The sequence below is a fragment of the Actinomadura rudentiformis genome (assembly GCF_008923185.1).
In the GTDB taxonomy this organism is placed as follows: Bacteria; Actinomycetota; Actinomycetes; order Streptosporangiales; family Streptosporangiaceae; genus Spirillospora; species Spirillospora rudentiformis.
This window is the reverse complement of the sequence record NZ_WBMT01000002.1, coordinates 73,404-92,713: the sequence shown is the minus strand read 5'-3', so window position 1 is coordinate 92,713 and position 19,310 is coordinate 73,404. Positions and strand designations below refer to the sequence as shown.

Annotated in this window: 17 protein-coding genes; 12 read left to right on the top strand and 5 right to left on the bottom strand. The window is 70.7% G+C overall.

Going from position 1 to position 19,310, the window contains the following annotated elements; genetic code table 11:
• Positions 1-75 precede the first annotated feature (75 nt).
• A complete protein-coding gene (locus tag F8566_RS03985; protein WP_151558143.1) occupies positions 76-465 on the top strand; it encodes a DoxX family protein in 390 nt (129 codons plus the stop codon).
• On the opposite strand, the gene F8566_RS03980 is transcribed toward F8566_RS03985, so the two are convergent.
• Both F8566_RS03980 and F8566_RS03975 read right to left on the bottom strand, forming a co-directional pair.
• The gene (locus tag F8566_RS03980; RefSeq protein ID WP_151558140.1) at positions 452-1,609 is read right to left on the bottom strand and encodes a lipid-transfer protein; all 1,158 of its coding nucleotides are present in this window, start codon (positions 1,607-1,609) and stop codon (positions 452-454) included. The genes F8566_RS03985 and F8566_RS03980 overlap by 14 nt on opposite strands.
• Positions 1,610-1,634: 25 nt before the next feature.
• Positions 1,635-2,081, bottom strand: a complete 447-nt coding sequence (locus F8566_RS03975) for a Zn-ribbon domain-containing OB-fold protein (protein ID WP_151558990.1) — start codon at positions 2,079-2,081, stop codon at positions 1,635-1,637.
• Positions 2,082-2,354: 273 nt separating this feature from the next.
• Between F8566_RS03975 and F8566_RS03970 the strand changes: the two genes are divergently transcribed.
• The 4 genes from F8566_RS03970 (at position 2,355) to F8566_RS03955 (ending at position 4,963) form a co-directional block, all read left to right on the top strand.
• Complete coding sequence (locus F8566_RS03970) at positions 2,355-3,122, top strand: SDR family oxidoreductase (protein ID WP_151558138.1); 768 nt, start codon at positions 2,355-2,357, stop codon at positions 3,120-3,122.
• Positions 3,123-3,135: 13 nt separating this feature from the next.
• Complete coding sequence (locus F8566_RS03965) at positions 3,136-4,092, top strand: LLM class F420-dependent oxidoreductase (protein ID WP_151558136.1); 957 nt, start codon at positions 3,136-3,138, stop codon at positions 4,090-4,092.
• 98 nt (positions 4,093-4,190) lie between these two features.
• Positions 4,191-4,484 (top strand): Fe-S cluster assembly protein HesB, encoded by a 294-nt coding sequence (locus F8566_RS03960; RefSeq protein WP_151558134.1) that lies wholly within the window; start codon positions 4,191-4,193, stop codon positions 4,482-4,484.
• Between the two features lie 281 nt (positions 4,485-4,765).
• Positions 4,766-4,963, top strand: a complete 198-nt coding sequence (locus F8566_RS03955; protein ID WP_151558132.1) for a hypothetical protein — start codon at positions 4,766-4,768, stop codon at positions 4,961-4,963.
• Position 4,964: 1 nt separating this feature from the next.
• On the opposite strand, the gene F8566_RS03950 is transcribed toward F8566_RS03955, so the two are convergent.
• The gene (locus F8566_RS03950; RefSeq protein ID WP_192809508.1) at positions 4,965-6,071 is read right to left on the bottom strand and encodes a hypothetical protein; all 1,107 of its coding nucleotides are present in this window, start codon (positions 6,069-6,071) and stop codon (positions 4,965-4,967) included.
• Positions 6,068-7,168, bottom strand: coding sequence for a phosphotransferase family protein (locus F8566_RS03945; protein ID WP_151558130.1), 1,101 nt, complete (start codon positions 7,166-7,168; stop codon positions 6,068-6,070). The genes F8566_RS03950 and F8566_RS03945 overlap by 4 nt, the downstream gene beginning before the upstream one ends.
• 125 nt (positions 7,169-7,293) lie before the next feature.
• On the opposite strand from F8566_RS03945, the gene F8566_RS03940 reads away from it, so the two are divergent.
• The 6 genes from F8566_RS03940 (at position 7,294) to F8566_RS03915 (ending at position 13,776) form a co-directional block, all read left to right on the top strand.
• On the top strand, positions 7,294-7,941 hold the full coding sequence (locus F8566_RS03940; RefSeq protein ID WP_151558128.1) for an MBL fold metallo-hydrolase: 648 nt from the start codon (positions 7,294-7,296) through the stop codon (positions 7,939-7,941).
• Positions 7,938-8,579, top strand: coding sequence for an HAD family hydrolase (locus F8566_RS03935; RefSeq protein ID WP_151558126.1), 642 nt, complete (start codon positions 7,938-7,940; stop codon positions 8,577-8,579). Before F8566_RS03940 ends, F8566_RS03935 begins: the two co-directional genes overlap by 4 nt.
• Positions 8,580-8,719: 140 nt before the next feature.
• Positions 8,720-8,926 carry a PspC domain-containing protein gene (locus F8566_RS03930; protein ID WP_151558124.1) on the top strand — a complete coding sequence of 69 codons (207 nt, stop codon included), beginning with the start codon at positions 8,720-8,722 and terminating at the stop codon, positions 8,924-8,926.
• 385 nt (positions 8,927-9,311) lie between these two features.
• Positions 9,312-12,605: a DEAD/DEAH box helicase family protein gene (locus tag F8566_RS03925; protein WP_225992853.1), complete on the top strand. Its 3,294-nt coding sequence runs from the start codon at positions 9,312-9,314 to the stop codon at positions 12,603-12,605.
• An 82-nt stretch (positions 12,606-12,687) separates the two neighbouring features.
• Complete coding sequence (locus tag F8566_RS03920) at positions 12,688-13,068, top strand: hypothetical protein (RefSeq protein ID WP_225992852.1); 381 nt, start codon at positions 12,688-12,690, stop codon at positions 13,066-13,068.
• Positions 13,069-13,137: 69 nt separating this feature from the next.
• Positions 13,138-13,776 (top strand): hypothetical protein, encoded by a 639-nt coding sequence (locus F8566_RS03915; protein WP_151558122.1) that lies wholly within the window; start codon positions 13,138-13,140, stop codon positions 13,774-13,776.
• A 14-nt stretch (positions 13,777-13,790) separates the two neighbouring features.
• Here the strand turns inward: F8566_RS03915 and lysX are convergent, their stop codons facing one another.
• Positions 13,791-17,090: a bifunctional lysylphosphatidylglycerol synthetase/lysine--tRNA ligase LysX gene (gene lysX / locus F8566_RS03910; RefSeq protein ID WP_151558120.1), complete on the bottom strand. Its 3,300-nt coding sequence runs from the start codon at positions 17,088-17,090 to the stop codon at positions 13,791-13,793.
• Positions 17,091-17,289: 199 nt separating this feature from the next.
• Between lysX and F8566_RS03905 the strand changes: the two genes are divergently transcribed.
• Positions 17,290-19,104, top strand: coding sequence for a serine/threonine-protein kinase (locus F8566_RS03905; RefSeq protein WP_151558117.1), 1,815 nt, complete (start codon positions 17,290-17,292; stop codon positions 19,102-19,104).
• Positions 19,105-19,310 lie beyond the last annotated feature (206 nt).

The following is a 19,310-nucleotide window of genomic DNA, read 5'->3' as shown; positions in this document are numbered from 1 at the left end:
AAACTGACCGGTCAGTACAAAGACAAATCTAGCCTTGTCCCGGCGTTGATCGACACGTTCTGCCAGACTCGGCGCATGTCTGATTCGTCACGTGCGGCCCGCCGGCTGGCCGCGTTCATCGCCGGCGCCGGGGCGACCCACTTCCTGGCCCCGTGGCCGTACGACGCGATCGTCCCCAGCCGTCTGCCGGGCAAGGCACGGACGTGGACCTACCTCAGCGGCGCGGCCGAACTGGCCGTCGCGGCCGCGGTCGCCCATCCGAAGACGCGCCGCAAGGGCGCGCTCGCGGCGGCAGCGCTCTTCGCCGCGGTCTTCCCGGCGAACGTGAAGATGGCGCGCGACTGGCGGCACCGCGCGCTCCCGCTGCGCGCCGTCGTCTACGGCCGCCTGCCGGTGCAGGCCCCGCTGATCGCGTGGGCGCTGCTGGTCGCCCGCAACGCGGACAAGGGTGTCAGCGAACGGTGATGATGGCCGAGCCGTGGCCGAAGAGGCCCTGGTTGACGGCGATGCCGGCGCGCGCGTTCTCGACCTGACGTCCCTCGGCCTGCCCGCGCAACTGCCAGGTCAGTTCGCAGACCTGGGCAATGGCCTGCGCGGGGATGGCCTCACCGAACGAGGCGAGGCCGCCCGAGGGATTCACCGGGATGCGGCCGCCCAGGGCCGTGGCGCCGGAACGGAGCAGCTCCTCCGCCCCGCCGACCTCGCACAGGCCGATGTCCTCGTACCAGTCCAGCTCAAGAGCGGTGGACAGGTCGTACACCTCGGCCAGGGAGAGATCCTCGGGTCCGATGCCCGCCTCCTCGTACGCGGCGTGCGCGACGGCGGAGCGGAACGGCCGCTCCGGCTCGGGGACCGTCATCGCGGAGTCGGTGGCGAAGTCGGGCAGATCGAGCACTGTCTTGGGGAACGTCGGCGTCACCGTGGACAGGGCCGGGATCCGCACCGGGTCTCCGGCGCCGTGCCGGCGTGCGAAGTCCATCGACGACAACACCAGGGCCGCGCCGCCGTCGCTGGTCGCGCAGATGTCCAGGAGCCGCAGCGGATCGGCGACCACGGCCGACTCCGCCACGTCCTCCGCCGTGACCTCCTTGCGGTAGCGGGCGTTGGGGTTGGCCAGCCCGTGCCGCGCGTTCTTCACCTTGACCGCGGCGAAGTCGTCCAGCGTCGCGCCGTGCACGGCCATCCGGCGGCGGGCGGAGAGGGCGAAATAGATCGGGTTGGTCGCGCCGAGGAGCCGGAAGCGCAACCAGTCGGGGTCGTCCGGGCGGTCGCCGCCGACGGGCTTGAAGAATCCCTTCGGCGCGGCGTCGGCGCCGACGACGAGGGCGACGTCGCAGAGCCCGGCGAGGATCTGCGCGCGGGCGTTGTTGATGGCCTGCGCGCCCGACGCGCAGGCGGCGTAGCAGCTGGAGATCCGGGCGCCGGACCAGCCGAGGGCCTGGGCGAACGTCGCGCCCGCGATGAAGCCGGGGTAGCCGTTGCGGATCGTGTCGGCTCCGGCGACGTACTGGATGTCGGGCCATGACAGCCCCGCGTCGGCGAGCGCGGCGCGGGCGGCGGCCAGCCCGTACTCGACGAAGTTGCGCCCCCACTTGCCCCAGGGGTGCATTCCAGCCCCAAGGACAGCAATCTCTTTAGCCGCGGGCACAAGGCCTCCACATCCAGACCGTGTATTCGGCCTCGTCGTCCTCGAAGAGCGTGCCGGTGGTCAGCTCGACCTCCATGCCGACCTCCAGGTCGGTCACGCCGACGCCCGGCACCGTCTGCCCGAGCACGACGATGCGCTCCTCGGTGAGCTCCACGGCGGCGATGGTGTACGGCACGAAGGGGTCGGCCGAGACGTACGGGGGTGGCGGCTTGTAACGCGCATCTGCGTACGACCAGATCGTGCCGCGGTTGGACAGCGCGTACTCCTCCAGCTCCGAGCCGTCCTTGGGGCCCGCGCAGCCGGGGTTGCGGCAGGCCAGCTCGTTCCGGGGAAAGTAGGGGGTGCCGCAGCTCGTGCAACGCGTGCCCAGCAGCCGTACGTCCCCCGCATCGGTGGTGAACCAGCCGTCGACGGCGGGACGCCGTTCCTTCATGGTGCTCACCGGGGCAGTTTACCAACCAAGCGACCGTTCAAATCAAGGCGTACGGCTCGCGCCCCTTCGCCCCCGACGAAGGCGGCGGCGATCGGGCTGACCTGGGTGGTGGGCAGGACCCGGCCTCCGGTGGTGGAGGGGTTCCGGTGATTCGTACTCTCACGGGTGGGCGAGCTGTCCGGGGGCGGACCTAACTGACTCGTCAGTTACTTCGGTACAGTGAAAACCGAGCCGGATTCTGTTAGGGCTCTCGGTGCGACACAAGGAGTGCGAATGCGGACTGGACTGCAGGGGAAGACGGCCCTGGTCACGGGTGCCTCCCGCGGCATCGGCAAGGCGATCGCGACCGCGCTGGCGGCCGAGGGCGCCAACGTGGTGCTGTCCTCGCGCAAGCAGGAGGCGCTGGACGAGGCGGCCAAGGAGATCCAGGCCGCCCACCCGGAGGTCGGCGTGCTGGCCAAGGCCGCCCATGTGGGCGACGCCGAGCAGGCGGCCGCGTGCTTCGACGCCGCGATCGCCGAGTTCGGCGGCGTGGACGTGCTGATCAACAACGCCGGGACCAGCCCGCACTTCGGCCACATGGTCGACATCGAGCCCGCCGCCGCCGAGAAGACCGTCCAGGTCAACCAGTTCGCGGTCGTCCAGTGGACGCAGCTGGCCTGGAAGAAGTCCATGCAGGAGCGCGGCGGCTCGATCATCAACATCGCGTCGGTCGGCGGCATGGTCACCGAGCACGGCATCGGCTACTACAACGCCACCAAGGCCGCGGTCATCCATCTGTCCCGGCAGTTCGCCATGGAGCTGGCACCGAAGGTGCGCGTCAACTGCATCGCGCCCGGCCTGGTGAAGACCGCCCTCGCCCGCGCGCTGTGGGAGAACAACGAGGAAGCGATCAACAAGTTCATGCCGCTCGGCCGCATCGGCGAGCCCGAGGACATCGCCAACGCCGCGGTGTTCCTGGCCGGCGACACCGCCTCCTGGATGACCGGGCAGACCATGGTCGTCGACGGCGGCGCCACCATCCGCCCTTCCATCGCCTGAGGTGATCTGACTCATGTCGCGCTGGGGACTCACCATTCCGCTCACCGGCCTCTCACTGGCCGAGCACCAGGAGATCGTCACCTCGTTGCCCGCCCTGGGCTACACGGACGCGTGGTCCGCCGAGACCAACGGCACCGACGCGTTCACCCCGCTGGCCCTCGCCTCGCAGTGGGCACCGGAGCTCCGCCTTGGCCCGGCCATCGTGCCGGTCTACACGCGCGGTCCCGCGCTGCTGGCGCAGCAGGCCGCCACGCTCGCCGACCTCGCGCCCGGCCGGTTCGTGATGGGCATCGGGACCTCCTCCGACACGATCGTCGAACGCTGGAACGGCATCCCGTTCGAGGAGCCCTACAAGCGCGTGCGTGACACGCTGCGTTTCCTGCGCCGCGCGCTCAGCGGGGAGAAGGTGAAGGAGGAGTACGACACCTTCACCGTCAAGGGTTTCAAGCTGGAGAAGGCGCCGGACACCCCGCCGCCGATCGTGCTGGCCGCGCTGCGTCCCGGCATGCTGCGGCTGGCAGCCCGCGAGGCCGACGGCGCCATCACCAACTGGCTGGCCCCCAAGGACGTCCGCACGGTCCGCTCCGAGCTCGGCGAGGAGCCGGAGCTGATCGCCCGCCTCTTCGTGTGCCCGACCGAGAACGCCGACGAGGCGCGCGCGATCGGCCGCTGGATGATCGCCGCGTACATGACGGTGCCGGTCTACAAGGCCTTCCACGAATGGCTGGGCCGCGGCGAGGCGCTCAAGGCGATGAACGACGCCTGGGCGGCCGGCGACCGCAAGAGGGCGCTCGAGGTGATCCCGGACGAGGTCGTCGACGACCTGGTCGTGCACGGCTCACCCGAGGCCTGCCGCGCCCGTGTCCGGGAGTACGTGGAGAACGGACTCACCACGCCGGTGCTGGCTATCGTGCCCGGTGGCGGCCTGTCCGCGGCCGACGCGGTGCGCGCCCTGGCGCCGGACGCCTGATCACAATCGTTTCCGGAACCTGGGTTTACGCCTGGTATTCGCGGGGAGGGTGGGCCAGGTCAACCACCCGACCTGCGAAAAATCCGGAGGAGCTGATCGTGCTTACGCTGACCAGCGGCGCCGTTCAGGTGATACGTACCGTGACCGCCAATCCCGAACTGCCGCCGGAAACGGGAATCCGCATCGAACCCGGCACCCAGGGGGCCGACGCCCTGCAGCTCTCCGTCGCCCCGGCGCCCGAGGCGGGCGACCAGGTCGTCGAGGAGGAGGGCGCCCGGGTCTACCTGGAGCCGGGCGTCGCACAGCTCCTGGACGACAAGACCCTCGACGCGGCCGTCGACCCCCAGGGCGACGTGTCGTTCACGATCGCCGAAGGGACGGGGACCCCCTAGCCCGTCCCGCGGAACCGCTGCGCAGGGGTGGGGGGCCCCCCCGGGCGGCCCCCCCCCCCCGTAAAGATCGGGGCTAAACCCCACCGAACCCCACCGGCGACCGCGTATGGGCGGGGCCCCCCCTCCCCGGCCCGGGGCACCCGGGGCGCGGGGGGGCCGCCCCCCCGGGGCCGCCACCCCGCCACGTTCAAGATCGGCTCTACACGCATCCGAACCCCTCGTTCGACCGCTCCACCTGGAAGGACGGCTACGCGCAGGCGTCGTCTGCGAGACTGGGCGGCGTGACGTCCCCGCCTGCTGACGAACCGGCTGACGGCGGGCCGGCGCGTGAGGAGCTCGATCAGCAGGTGCGCGACCACTACGGGACCTGGCGGGACCAGCCCAAGGGCCTGGCCTGCGCGGTCGTCGTCGCGTTCCTCGTGCTGACCACCGTGGCCTTCGGGCTGGCCGTCCTCGCCGTCGTGCTCGCCGCCCGCTGAGCTAGTCGTCGAAGCTCGGATGCGGACCGAGCGCCCAGTACTCGTAGAGGCCGTAGCCGGTCCCGGCGGCGGTCGGGGCCGCCCCGTCCGCGTACTCGTAGCTCGCGACGGCGTCGACCAGTCCCCACATGCGGGCGGCGTCCTCCTGCTTGCGGGTGTCGTAGGTGACGCCCTGCACCGTCAGCTCCGGGCCCTGGTACATGCCGTGCTTCCAGTCGGGCTCCAGTCCGTACCCGGTGCCCACCATCAGGTGGACGGGCAGGATGGGCGTCGCCCGTATCTCGAACGGTTTCCCGCCCGGAGGGCTGAACGCCAGCGTCGCGGTGACGACGTCCCGGGTGCCCTCCGCGTAGACCGGGGCATAGTCGATGCGGCCGAGGTACTCGGGGTCGCGTGACTCGTCCGGCCAGACGCGGACGGCCTCCTCCATGAGCCGGCGGCCCTTCTCGTCCTCCTGGATCATGCCGAGGATCGTGTGGTCCTCGAACTGGATCGGCGTGTAGAGCCAGTAGAACGTGCCCGCGTTCTTCACCTGGATGCCGGGAGGTTCCGGCTCGCCGACCGGGCGGACGCCCCACGAACGGTCCCGGGACCCCCACCAGCGGCCGGGGGTGACGTCGATCCGCTCGCCGTCCACGACGATCGTTCCGGTCCAGCGCCCGGTCTGGGCGAGCCGCTGGGTGTCGAAGACGAGCCGTTCCTGCCAGCGCAGGTAGTGCCGCGGTTCGAGCTGCGCCGGGATCGCACCCTCCCAGGTGAGGTCGAACGCGAGGCCGTGCTCGTTGTCGTCCAGGACGACCCGCAGCTTCTTGAGGCCCTCGATCACCTCGACATGGAACGGGCCGACATTGGTGTCCATCCGGTCCAGCCCCAGCTCGCGCGAGGCCCGGACGACCTTGTGCACCGGGCCCCTCCGCACGACCGCGAACGCGTCCGTGACACCGAGGTTCGGATACTGGCCGACGCCGATGATCAGCATCAGCTCGTCCGAGCAGGCGTGCACGTTGAAGTAGTAGCGGTCGTAGAAGTTGCGGTCGGACGTGGTGACGTGCCGCATGACCTCCGGAGCCTGATGGATCGGGTAGTCGTCGAGCGGGGAGAGCGTCACTGGAGTCCTCCGAGGATCCGCGCCAGGAGCCGGGTGCAGTTGTTGTTGTAGGGGAAGTCGTTGTCGCGCTCGATCCAGCCGAAGTCGATCATCGCCTGCCCGACCCGCGCCATGATCACCGAGAACTTGAAGCCCGAGAGCACCTCGTAGTAGTCCATGTGCCGCAGCGGGCGCCCGAGGAGTTCCTCGTACCGCGCCACCGTGTCCTCGTAGGAGGGGAAGCCCGCCAGCCGCGGCACGCCGATCCCCTCGGAGTGGTGCCGGTCCAGGAACATGTACCAGGCCAGATCCTCTTCGGGGGCGCCCAGCATCGCGGTCTCCCAGTCGAGGACCGCGCGGGGCTCGCCCTTCTGGAAGATGACGTTGCCGATGCGGGCGTCGCCCCACAGCACGGCGGGCGGGTCCGGCTCGTCGACCTGGTTGGCCCGCAGCCACTCCAAGGCCTGGAGCGCCGTCTCCTGCGGCCCTTCGTACGCCCACTGCAGATAGTGCTCGTAGTAGTTGAGGCGCTGGTCGAGTCCCGTGTCGCCCCAGGCAGGCTGGTCCAGGAAGCCGAGGCCGAGCCCGGTCACGTCCAGCTTGTGCAGCTCCGCGAGGATCTCCAGTGGCGACCACCACATCGCCGCGCGTTCGTCGGGCGGGACCTCGGTGACCCAGCCGTCCTGGTGGTACGGCGGCATGTCGGTCGGCACGTCGCCGTCGATCCGGCCCATGACGAAGAACGGGGCGCCGAGCGGTTCGGACGACGGCTCGTACCACCGGATGGGCGGCACCGGGATGGTGGTCCGTTCGTCGAGGATCCGCATCAGGCGGTACTGCTCCTCGAACCGCGGCTCGGGGAAGATCTGGTAGTGCGCGGGCGCCACGCGGGCGACGAAGGGCTCGTGCCGCTCGGTCTTGCCCGCGGTCTTGCCCGCTGGCTTGCCCGCTGTGCCGCCTTCGGTCCAATCCGCGTCGAACATCAGGGTCTCGCTCGAGAACCCGCTGGTCTTGGGCGTCTCGATCGTGGGAATGCGGACACCGGGAAGATGCCGGTCCAGCCATTCGGTGAGGATCCGCCGGGTGAGCTCGGGATCGCGCTGGTCGGGAACGGGCATCGCCGCCTCCAAGACAGAAACTGAAACGTGTTCTATCAACCGGGTGTGGGCGGGTCAATTGGCCAAGCGCTCGTTTCGTCACGGGCCGGGGAAACCTCGCCGTGGCGGCGTGAAAAAATCGGTCAATGCGCCTCACCAAGTTCGGACACGCGTGCGTACGCCTGGAGAAGGACGACCGGACCCTCGTCATCGACCCGGGGGCCTTCAGCGAGTCCACCGCCCTCACCGGCGCCGACGCGGTCCTGATCACCCACGAGCACTTCGACCACTTCAACCCGGACGTGCTCCGCAAGGCCATGGCCGACGACCCGCTGCTGGAGGTGTGGACCTCCCGCGTCGTCGCCGAGAACCTGGCCGACCTGGGGAGCCGCGTGCACCAGGTCGGGCACGGCGACGCGGTGACGGCCGCCGGCTTCGAGATCCATGTGTACGGCGAGGACCATGAGATCCTCCACCCGGACGTCCCGCCGATCCCCAACGTGGGCTTCCTCGTGGACGGAGAGGTCTTCCACCCGGGGGACGCCCTGACCGTTCCGTCAGAGCCCGTTCCGACGCTCTGCCTGCCCGGCAACGCGCCCTGGATGAAGGTCCCGGAGCTGTACGAGTACGCGCGTGCCGTCCGTCCCGAACGCGCCTTCGTCATCCATGACGGGCTGCTCAACGACAATGGCCTCATGGTGATGGAGACCCACGTCGCCAACGCGGGCAAGGAGGCCGGCAAGGACTTCCGCCGCCTCACGCCGGGCGACTCCGTCGAGTTGGGCGCCGCGTGAAGATCGAAGCCGTCTTCTTCGACATCGGCGAGACCCTCGTCAACGAGGGCGAGATCTACGGCCGCTGGGCCGACTGGCTCGGAGTGCCCCGGCACACGTTCCTGACCAAGCTCGGCGCCGTGCTCGCCACCGGCGGCACGCACATGGACGTCTTCGAGTACTTCCGGCCGGGATTCGACCTGGTCGTCGAGGAGAAGAAGCGGGCCGAGGCGGGGATCCCCAACGGCTTCGGGGTGGACGACCTCTACCCGGACGCGCGCGACTGCCTGGCTCGCCTCCGTGCCCAGGGCCTGTACGTGGGCATCGCCGGCAACCAGCCCGCCGAGGCGGCCGAGCAACTGGAGGCGCTCCACCTGGACGCCGACGTCATCGGGATCTCCGATGTCTGGGGCGTCGAGAAACCGGCCCAGGAGTTCTTCGAACGCTGCGCACAACTGGCGGACCTGCTTCCCGAACGCGTGCTGTACGTGGGTGACCGGATCGATAACGACGTACGCCCGGCCCTGGCGTTCGGAATGCAGGTGGCCTTCCTCCGGCGCGGCCCGTGGGGGCACATCCAGGAGGACGAAGAGGCCCTCGCGCGCTGCCGCTTCGTGCTCGACGACCTGAGCGCGCTCCCCGCCCTGGTGGACCCCTAAGGGGCATCCCCTAATCCCGGAGTATGGGATGGGAACAGGCCGTTCGGCCGATACATGTCTGCCTTTCTGATTCGTACCGTGGAACACGTAGCCGCTGCTCAGCGGGTACATACGGATCGACCTGAATTGGGGAGAACGACATGAACGGCCTTTACCGTCCGCGCAACGGCCGGATGATCGGCGGGGTCTGCGCGGCCCTCGCACGGCGGTTCGGGATGAGTGCCTCGGCCGTCCGCCTTCTCGCGCTGCTCTCCTGCGTGCTGCCCGGCCCGCAGTTCGTGATCTACCTCGTCCTCTGGGTGATGGTGCCGAGCGAGGACAAGTACCGCGCCCGCACGTCGTACTGACCAAAGCACCGTCTACTGATCAAAGGACGGCAGACCTCTTGGAGTAGGGCATTGCGGGGTGTTAGATCGGTGCACAGAGTTCGCTCAGGCGAGAGGTGTCACCGTGCCGGACCAGGGCCCGCTCCGCGAGCCTCCGGGGCCGCACTCCCGGCCGGGGGGCGGGGGGCGGCGTCACCGCGACATGCCGTGGCCGCCCCCCGGAGCGCCGGGGGTCCCACAGGAGGCTCCTGAGCCGCCGCCGGCGGCCCCCCGGACGTTCTACCGAGCGGCCGCGGCGGGGCGGCCACGCCGGGTCGAGAGCGGCTGGGCCGAGGCTGGCCCGCCGTCCCAGCCGTCCCAACCGTCCGGGCCACCCGAGCCACAGGAGCGGCCCGAGCCGTACGCCATGTCCGACGAGCCTGCCGAGAAGGAAGGGACGCACGCGGCGTCGCGCGAAGCGGTCCGGGCGCCGCGCGACGGTGCCGGGGCGCCGCGCGACGGTGTCCGGGGGCCGCGTGAGACGGGTGTGGGCCTTCACGCCGGGGCCGAGGTGGCCCGCGAGGAGAACGGGCCGCTGCATGAGGCCATCGGCGTGCTGCGCTACCTGCGCGAGCTGGCCCGCGCCCGGCGCGGGGTGGCGCGCGATGTCGACGCGTACGGGCAGGTCCACTGGCTGGCGGAGCTGCCCGGTGACGTCTACGTCGAGCCTGAAGCGGGTCCCGGAGACGTGCTGTTCAGCGTTCCCGTGATCCCGCTGGCGCCGCCCGCCGTGATCGAGGAGTTCGACGGCTGGCTGGCGATGCGGCACTGGTACCGGACGCTGCGGGACCTGGCCTCGCAGGGACAGGAGGTCGTGCTGGCCACCGGGCTGCTGACGTGGCAGCCCGGGGAGGGCCCGGCCGTCCGCGACCATCTGCTGACCACGCCGGTGCGGATCGTGGTGGACGAGCGGACCGAACGGGTGGACGTCGTCCTCGCCGGCCATACGTCGCTGCGGGATCGTGAGCTGCTCGGGGGCGTGTCGGGCTTCCGGCCCGCGCGTACCGACTGGGTATGGGACGCCGTCCAGGCCGGTCAGGGATTCGGGCTGCGCGCCTCGGTGTCCGACGTTCTCCGCAAGTGGTGCACGGTCGCGTTCGCGGGCAGCGATGTGGCGGCCGTCTTCCGCGAGGACTGGATGCCCGGGCAGGGCGCAGCGCCCATACCGCAGCTGCGCCTGGCCCCTGCGATCGTCGTGCGCCCGCCCGATCGCGGCGGGCTGGCGGACCACTACGAGGCGCTGCTGGCCTGGCTGGCCAGGCCGGGCGCGCGTGTGCCCGGCGGGATCGCCCGGCTCCTGGCGCCGGGCACGGGAGCGCGGATCCTGCATGTCCCCGAACGCACGCCCCGGACGGCGGCGGACCTGCTGACCGGACTGCTGACGCGCGGGCGCCGCGTGCTCGTCGCCAGCCCCGAGGCGGACCGGCTGCACGCGGCGCTGCCGGCGGAGATCGGGATGTTGTGCGCGACGACCGACGAAGCCGATGTGCTCGAACGGCTGCAGTCACGGAGCGTCGCGCACGACGCGGGACGCCACCGGGCGTGGCAGGAGAGCCTCGCCGAACGCGGCGCCGCCGCCGACCGGACCGTGGCCGAGCTGCGCGAGCGGCTGGCGCTGACCGAGGCGACCGACGTGGTCGATCTCGCTCCGGGCTACCGCGGGGCGCGCGCGGAGCTGGAACGGCGGCTGGCGGCCGAGGCACCCGAACACTCCTGGCTGCCGCCGCTGAGGGGGATGCCGGAGAAACCTCCGATCAACCGGGCCCAGGCGGCCGAGCTCCAGCGGCTGCTGGGCGAGGAGACACCCCGGCGGCGCGCCCGTACCGGTCAGCGGGACGTCGATCCCGGCTCGCTGCCGAGCGCCGCGTACGTCCGGACCCTGATCGAGGCCGAGGCTGCGGCCGCCGAACGGGCGGAGCGGTCGCAGACCGAGTTGTCGCGGCGGCTGCGGCAGTGCGACGTCACGTTCCTCGCCCGGCTCGACGGATGCGCCGCCACCGTGACCGGCGCACTCGAACGGCTGGGCCTGGCGGGTCATCCACAGGACTGGGACCCGGGGGATCCGGCCGTCCGCGCGTTCAGCGACGCACTGAGCAACCGCCGCCCGACGGTCTGGGCCCGCGTCGCCGAGATGGCGCCCCAGGCCGAGTGGGCGCGGCACGCGCTCGCGTCGATCGCCGGTCGCGACATCCGGCTGCCGCCCGGCGAGCAACACCTCCGGCAGCTCGCGGCCGCCGCGCAGGAGCTGCGCAACCATCTGGCCGACGGCGGCACGCTCAAACGCGGTCCGCTGCGTTCCGCCGCGCAGCGGCAGGCCGAGCCGCTCCTGACGGGCGCGAGGGTGGACGGCCGGCCGCCGACCACGCCGGAACTGCTCGACGTGATCTTCGTCCACCTGATGATCCGCATGTCGTGCCAGGAGCTGCAGTACGTGTGGGAGGCGGCCGGCGCGACGTTCCCCGACGTGCCGGCGGAGGAACGGGTCACGTTCTTCGCCCGCGCGCACGACCGCCTCGCCGTCATCAGGGAGGTGCTGCCCGCGATCGAGGAGTCGTGCGGGCTGCTCGCCGGCATCGGCATCCAGGTCACCCACCCGCTCCAGTGGCACGGCTATCTGGTCGCGCTGGACAACGCGCTGCTCGGCCTCAAGGTCAACCGCGCCACCGCCGACCTGACCGCGCTCCGCGACTCGATCGGCACCATCCCCGAAGGCGCGCCGCCCGAGCTGGTCGCCGCCGTGAAGGCCATCGACGACCGCGACGCCGCCGCGTACGCGTCCGCCCTGGCGGCGCTGGCCGAGGTACGGCATGAGCGTGCGCTGCAGGTCCGCTGCGAAGGGCTGTACGAACGGCTTCGTGCGGCGCACCCCGAGCTCGCCGGTCTCCTCGCCGGAGGCCCGCCCGTACGGCGCTGGGACGAGGCGTGGGCGTGGGCGTACGCCTCGTCGCGCCTCGCCGAGCTGCCCCGGTCCGCCGCCGAGAGCCGCCTCCGTACCGCACTCGCGGAGGCGGAGGCGCAGCTGGAGGGCCTCACGGACGCGCTCGCCGGCGCGCAGGCGTGGGAGGCGTGCCTGGCGCGCTTCGACCCGGCCGCGCCCGCCGTTCCGGCCTGGATCGCCCCGCTCTGGCAGATCCCCGACCTCGTCTCGGTCGAGCCCGACGCGTTCGACGTCGTCATCATCGACGGCGAGCACGAGGCGGGTGCCGAGGCCCTCTTCCTCCTCTGGCCCGCGCCCCGCGTGATCCTGGTCGGCCAGAGCGGTGACCCGCTGCCCGCGCCGGAGGACGAGGTGCCCGCCGATCTCCTTCCGGAGGACCTGCGCGACCTCGTCACGCCGACGGCGCCGCTGTTCGAGATCCTCCTGACGCGCTTCGTCCCGCCGGCGCCCGGCGCGCTGGGACCCGCCCCCGCGCCGCCGCCCGAGCCGGAGCCGGTGGTGCCCGCCGGGCCGGTCGCGGTGGAACGCGGCCGGTCGATCGTCGCGTACAAGAGGCCGGAGCTCATCCAGATCGTGCGCCAGATCGCCGAGGGCGAGCCAGGCCTGTCCGATGAGCGGCTGCTCGAACGGGCACGGGAGCTGCTCGGCTGCCCCGCAGATGAGGACCTGCTCGTCGGGGCACGGCTGCGGTACGCGGTCGAGGCCTACCGGGAATCGTCCTGAGCCGCTCGCCGAGGATGGACGAACCGCCGGGGGAGGATCAAATGGGATGCCCGTGTCGGAGGCATAAGGCATGATCCGTGCCGTGGAGACGATCGAGATGGTGGACGTGTGGCGGCGCGTCATCGTGGGCGACGAGAAGTCGTGGGTGTTGTTCGAGAACGGGACATGCGTGATCCTCATGGAGCCCGAGGAGGACCTGGCCGCGCAGGCCACCGAGATCCTGCGGGAGTACGGGCCGGTCCACCCCGGCAGCGAGGCCGGCGACTTCGGCACCATCGACCTGGAGGCGGCGCCCGGATGGGTCGTGTACGGGCACCACAACGACGTGCTCACCTACGTCTCTCCCGAAGAGGTCGAGTCGCCCGAGGACGTGATGATCGGGCTGCTCGGCAGGTCCAAGCGGGATCAGGACGGGCGCGGCCTCACGGTCGTCCACGTCGAGGACAAGCGCCCAGATCGGTGATTTCTCGCATACCTCGGCGTCCATCCTGAAGATTCAGCGCTCGTCACACGGTTTCTGTACAAAGGACTCGTGACCGACTGGGACGAAGGCGCGCTGGGTGCGCTGCGCAGTGCGGCGAGTCTGGGGCGCGGTGCGGCCGGAGTCGAGCTGTTGCGGGTCCGGCCGCTGGAGCCGGTGTTGCAGTACGCGGGTGACGTCCTCGTCGCCGCACTCGGCCAGGCCGTTCCGGGCACGCTGCCGCTGGCCGAGAAGTGCCTCCAGGCGCTGAACGCGCGTGGCGAGGCGGGCGATCGCGAGCTCGCGGTGGAGCTGGTCCAGGCGCTCGCCGGCGGCCACGACGCGCTCACGCGGGTGCCGGTCGATCTCGGTGAGCTCGCGGGTGCCCTGCACGGGCGGCTCGGTGACGGCCCGTTCGTCATCGATCTGGCGCGCGGCGACGTCCTGCCGGTGGACGAGGCTGTGTCGATGGACGGGACGTCCGCCGAGGCCTTGGCCGGAGAGTGCGGGGAGCAGGGTCCCGGCTACGACCGTGAGCGGTGGTTGACGCTGTCGCCCGAGGCCGCTCCCGCCGCCTCGGCCGGCCCCGGCCCTGCCGCCCCCGGCGGCGAGCCGCCGGGCGGTGACTTCGCCCGTGAGGAGCGGGAGCGTGGCAGGGCCCGGCTGTGGCTCGCCGCCTACGGCCTCAGCCCGGCCCCGCGCCACCTCTGAATCCTGGGCTCCGGTCAGGAGCCGGGGCGGACGAGGGGGAACGGGATCGTCTCGCGGATGCTGCGCCCCGTGAGCGTGATCAGCAGCCGGTCGATGCCCATGCCCATCCCGCCCGCGGGAGGCATCGCGTATTCGAGGGCCCGCAGGAAGTCCTCGTCCAGCTCCATCGCCTCCGGATCGCCGCCCGCCGCCTGGAGGGACTGCTCGGTGAGGCGCTGGCGCTGGAGCACCGGGTCGATGAGCTCCGAGTAGGCGGTGCCCAGTTCGAGGCCGAAGACGATGAGGTCCCACTTCTCCGCGAGGCGGGGATCGTCGCGGTGCGGCCGGGTGAGGGGAGAGGTCTCGGCGGGGTAGTCGCGCACGAACGTCGGCGCCATGAGCTCCTCTTCGACCAGGGCCTCGAAGAGCTCCTGGACGACCTTGCCCTGGCCCCACTCAGGGGCGAAGTTGAGCCCGGCCTTCTCGGCCAGGCGATGCACGGCGGGAAGGGGGGTGTCGGGCGTGACCTCTTCGCCGAGGGCCTCGGACACCGAGCCGTAGACGGTGATCTCCTGCCAGGGCTGGGCCAGGTCGTACTCCACGCCGTCGCGCACCACCACGGTCGTGCCGAGCGCCGCCTTGGCCGCGTCGACGACGAGGTCGCGGGTCAGCTCGGCCATGGTGTCGTAGTCGCCGTACGGCTCGTACGCCTCCAGCATCGTGAACTCGGGGTTGTGCTTCTGCGAGACACCCTCGTTCCGGAAGTTGCGGTTGAGCTCGAAGACTTTGCCGACGCCGCCGACCAGCAGCCGCTTGAGGTAGAGCTCCGGCGCGATCCGCAAGTAGAGCTGCATGTTGTAGGCGTTGATCCGCGTGGTGAACGGACGGGCCGTCGCGCCGCCGTGGATCGGCTGCAACATCGGCGTCTCGACCTCAAGGTAGCCGCGGTCGCGCAGCCCGTCCCGCACGGCCGCGACGGCGTCACCGCGCATCCGCAACATGTTGCGGGAGTCGTCGTTGACGATGAAGTCGACGTACCTCTGCCGGACCTTGGCCTCGGGGTCGGACAGGCCGCTCCGCTTGTTGGGGAGCGGCCGCAGGCACTTGGCCGTCAGCCGCCAGTCCGACGCCAGCAACGACAGCTCGCCGCGCTTGGACGTGACGACCTCGCCGCGCACCCCGACCTGGTCGCCGAGGTCGATCAGCGACTTCCAGGACTGGAGGGACTCGGTGCCGAGCGCGTCGGAGGTCAGCATGACCTGCAGGTCGGCGGTCTCGTCGCGCATCGTCACGAAGATCAGCCCGCCGTGCTGGCGGGCCAGCACCACCCGGCCGGCGATCGCCGCCGTCGTGCCCGTGCGGACGTCGGGCTCCAGACCGGCGAACTGGGCACGGATATCGGCGGCGAAGTCGGTGCGCTCGAAGCCCAGCGGATACGGCTCCATGCCCGCTTCGCGGATCTTCGCCAGCTTGGCGTGCCTCACCCGCTCCTGCTCCGACAGCCGGCGCTGCGGCGCGCGGGCGGCGTCGGCGGCCTCCTCGATCTCCTTGATCTTGGCGATGAGGGAGGCCGGCGGCGCGGCGTTGGCCACCCGTTCCAGCTTGGGCCGGTTGAGAGAGGGCACGAAGCCCTCGGCGCGCGCGTAGGCCAGGCCGAGCCGCACCAGGTCGCGGCTCTGCATGTAGCAGATGAAACGCGGGTACCAGTGCGGGTTGTACTTGGAGTTGGAGATGTAGAGCGACTCCAGCTGCCAGAACTTCGAGGCGAACGACAACATCCGGTAGTAGACGCGGGCGATCGGCCCGGCGCCGATCTGCGAACCGCGTTCGAACGCCGCCCGCAGCATCGCGAAGTTGAGCGACAGCTGCTGGGCGCCGACGGTCGCGGCCCGCTCGGCCAGCTTGGCGACCATGAACTCGTTGAGGCCGTTCTCCGCCGACCGGTCCCGGCGCATGAGGTCCAGCGACAGTCCCGTCCGGCCCCAGGGCACGAAGCTGAGCAGGCCGCGCAGCTCGCCCTTGGCGTCGAACGCCTCCAGCATCACGCAGCGGCCGTCGGTCGGGTCGCCCAGGCGCCCCAGCGCCATGGAGAACCCGCGTTCGGTGTTCTCGCCGCGCCAGGCGTCGGCGCTGCGGATCAGCTTGGCCATCTCCCAGTCGGGAATCTGCGAGTGCCGCCGGATCCGGACCGTGTAGCCCGCCCGTTCGACCCGCCGTACCGCCTGGCGGACCTGCCGCATCTCGCGGCCGTCCAGGTTGAAGTCGGTGAGGTCGATGATCGCCTCGTCGCCCAGTTCCAGCGCGTCGAACCCGTGGCGCCGGTAGATGTGGGCGCCGCGCTCGCTGACGCTCACCGCGCCGGGGATCCAGGCGTGGTTGCGGCACTCGCCCAGCCACGCCTCGATCGCCTGGTCCCAGGACTCGGGGTCGCCGAGCGGATCGCCGCTGGCGAGCGAGACCGAACCCTCTACCCGGTAGGCGATGCCCGCCTTGCCGTTGGGGGCGGTGATGAAGTCCTTGTCGCGCCGCAACGCGAAGTAGCCCAGGGAGTCCTGGTCGCCGTACTCCGCCAGCAGCGCCCGAGCCGGGATCTCCTCCTCCGGGCTGAGCACCGCGTCGCGGCTGCCCGGTTTGAACAGCGCCCAGAGCGTGATCAGCAGCAGGCCCGTGCCGAGCACCCACAGGATCCCGTCGACCCACAGCGGGACGGAGACGGAGATCGGCGCGCCGGTGACCCGGGGCCCCAGGACCGTCTGCGCCAGCACGTACAGCGGATGGGTCCAGAAGCCGCCCTTGGGGTTGGTGTCGGTGAGGGTGACCAGGACGGTGCCGATGCCGCCGGTGACGATCAGCAGGAGCGAGAAGACGATCGCCGCCATCCGGCGGTTGGCCCGGTCGGGCACCGTGGTGAACTGCCCGCGCGCCGCGACCAGCAGCCCCACGACCGACCCGTAGAGGACCGCGGTGATGAGCAGGGCCACCAGCTTGGGCTGGTCGGGATCCTGGTTCCCGCCGAGCAACTTCGACAACACGCCGAGGGCGCTCACGACCGCGAAGAAGCCGTACATCAGCATCAGGATCCGCCAGGCGGCCTTCTTGCGCCGCCGTACGCCCATCGAGAGCAGGATCCACATCAGCGCGACCGGCACGCTGGGCATGATGAACAGGAAGTTGAGCCACCGCAGGGCCCAGAACTCCAGCAGATCGACGATCAGTCCGTACGAGACCCACGAGACCAGCGACAGGATCCCCGACAGGCGCGTGTACCAGAAGAACCCGGTCGGCACCGCCTCGATGAGGCGCTGCCAACCGTCCCGCAGGCCCGTCTCCGCCATCGTCCCCCCGTCGCGGTTCTGCCTTGCTCTCTTATTTGTACCGGGTGTCACGGGCATCACGCTTCTGTTGATCTTCAGTGCCCGCGAACCTCTGCGGTAGTACGGGCGTCATAGTGAAAGAGTTGGGGTGAAAGAGTTAGGGGACTCGGCCACGGGGCCGGGTAAAAGATTGACACCAAAAGTCGGTATGGTCGCGGATATGCCGAATGACACCACCGGGGAGCGGTTGCTCGCTGGCCGCTACCGCCTGGGGACCCAGGTCGGTCGCGGTGGCATGGGCACGGTCTGGCAGGCTCACGATGAGGTCCTCGGTCGTGACGTTGCGGTGAAGGAGGTCATCCTGCCGCATGGTCTCACCGATGAGGAACGCAGCGTCCAATACAAGCGCACTTTCCGTGAGGCGCGCACCGCCGCCCGGCTGGGCCACCCCGGCGTCGTCACCGTCTACGACGTGGTGGAGGAGGACGGCCGGCCGTGGATCATCATGGAGCTCATCCACGCCCGCTCCCTCGACCAGGTCATCAAGCAGGAGGGGCCGCTGGAGCCCCGCCGCGCGGCGGAGATCGGCCGCCAGATGCTCGCGGCCCTGCACGCCGCCCACGACGCCGGCGTCCTGCACCGCGACGTCAAGCCCAGCAACGTCCTGATCACCCGCGGTGACCGTGCCGTCCTGACCGACTTCGGGATCGCCACCGCGTCCGGCGACGCCACCCTCACCCAGACCGGCCTGGTCATGGGTTCCCCCGCCTACATCGCCCCGGAACGCGCCCGCGGCCGCATCGCCGGGCCCGCCTCCGACCTCTGGTCCCTGGGCGTCACCCTCTACGCGATGGTCGAGGGCAAGTCCCCGTTCGAACGCGCCGAGCCCATGGCCGCCCTCGTCGCGATCATCTCCGACGACCCGACCCCTCCGGCCAACGCCGGCCCCCTGACCCCCGTCATCGAGGGCCTGCTCACCAAGAACCCCGACCAGCGCATGGACGCGATCGAGGCCGGCGCCCTCCTCGATGAGATCGTCCGCCGCGAGACCGTCGACACCCAGCGCACGCTGGCCGTGGAGGTCTCCCTCGAAGACCTCATGGCCGAGGGGACCGCCGCCGACCCCACGTACCCCGAGCCCCGGTACGCCGAGCCCGCGTACAACGAGTCGACGTACAACGAGTCGACGTACAACGAGCCCGCGTACAGCGAGCCCCGTTATGACGAGCCTTCGTCCCCCGAGCCCGCGTACGCCGAGGCTCCCCCCGAACCGAAGACCGTGCTCACTCCTCAGCCGGAGCAACCGGCGATCACCCCGGAGACCGAGCCGGTCTCCAAGCCTCCCGCCTCGGGCAACCCCGCTCTCCCGCTGAGCCGCAACGTCCTGATCGTCATCGGCGTGGTCGTGGTCGTTCTGGTGGCCATCATCGGCTTCGCCCTGGCCCAGCCGGACAACGAGAAGCAGCCCCCCGTCACCCCGACGAACAGCAAGGGGACGGCTAGCAAGTCCGCGTCCAAGGTGTCCTCCCCGTCCAGCCCGCCCGCGACCCCCAAGGCCACTACCGGAATCCCCGAAGGCTTCCAGCTCCACAAGGACCAGTCGGGATTCAGCATCGCGATCCCGGACGACTGGAAGGGCCCGAACCGGCGTGGTTCCTCCCCCACCAGCGTCTTCTTCGACGCGCCGGACGGAATCAGCAGCATCCAGGTCGACCAGACCTCGGACCCCAACCCCAGCGCGCTCGAGGACTGGGAGAAGCAGGAGCCGAAGAGCCGCGGGAACTTCGACGGCTACGACAAGATCAAGATCGCGCCCGTCGTCGAGGGGAAGCCTGTCGCCGACCGTACCGGTAAGAAGGCCGCCGACTGGGAGTGGACCTACAACGGCAAGGGCCGCCGCATGCACGCGTTGAACCGCGGCTTCGTGATGAACGGCATGGGCTACGCGATCGTGCTCTACGCGCCCCACAAGGACTGGGACAAGACCCTTGCTGATCTTGCACCGGTCTACGAGCACTTCACGTCCCGGAAGTGACCGGCCGTACGCCGTATCTGTTCCGATCTGTTGTCGCAGGTCGGTAAGGTCGCCATCCATGGCGGGGCCCGGGACACCGGTGCTGCCGGATCGAGGCGGAGTGAGTACGGGCTGATGAACCTTGGGACACATGTGGGCGTCCCAGATACGAGAGTTGCCGGTGAGGCGTGCGCGGGGCGTTCCTCTAGGCAGCGCTCCTTGCGACG

Excerpts from the sequence above, each read along its gene's own strand:
- F8566_RS03985 (WP_151558143.1), top strand. The coding sequence starts at position 76 with ATGTCTGATTCGTCACGTGCGGCCCGCCGGCTGGCCGCGTTCATCGCC.
- F8566_RS03980 (WP_151558140.1), bottom strand. The coding sequence starts at position 1,609 with ATGCACCCCTGGGGCAAGTGGGGGCGCAACTTCGTCGAGTACGGGCTG.
- F8566_RS03975 (WP_151558990.1), bottom strand. The coding sequence starts at position 2,081 with ATGAAGGAACGGCGTCCCGCCGTCGACGGCTGGTTCACCACCGATGCG.
- F8566_RS03970 (WP_151558138.1), top strand. The coding sequence starts at position 2,355 with ATGCGGACTGGACTGCAGGGGAAGACGGCCCTGGTCACGGGTGCCTCC.
- F8566_RS03965 (WP_151558136.1), top strand. The coding sequence starts at position 3,136 with ATGTCGCGCTGGGGACTCACCATTCCGCTCACCGGCCTCTCACTGGCC.
- F8566_RS03945 (WP_151558130.1), bottom strand. The coding sequence starts at position 7,168 with ATGCCCGTTCCCGACCAGCGCGATCCCGAGCTCACCCGGCGGATCCTC.
- F8566_RS03940 (WP_151558128.1), top strand. The coding sequence starts at position 7,294 with ATGCGCCTCACCAAGTTCGGACACGCGTGCGTACGCCTGGAGAAGGAC.
- F8566_RS03930 (WP_151558124.1), top strand. The coding sequence starts at position 8,720 with ATGAACGGCCTTTACCGTCCGCGCAACGGCCGGATGATCGGCGGGGTC.
- F8566_RS03925 (WP_225992853.1), top strand. The coding sequence starts at position 9,312 with ATGTCCGACGAGCCTGCCGAGAAGGAAGGGACGCACGCGGCGTCGCGC.
- lysX (WP_151558120.1), bottom strand. The coding sequence starts at position 17,090 with ATGGCGGAGACGGGCCTGCGGGACGGTTGGCAGCGCCTCATCGAGGCG.
- F8566_RS03905 (WP_151558117.1), top strand. The coding sequence starts at position 17,290 with ATGCCGAATGACACCACCGGGGAGCGGTTGCTCGCTGGCCGCTACCGC.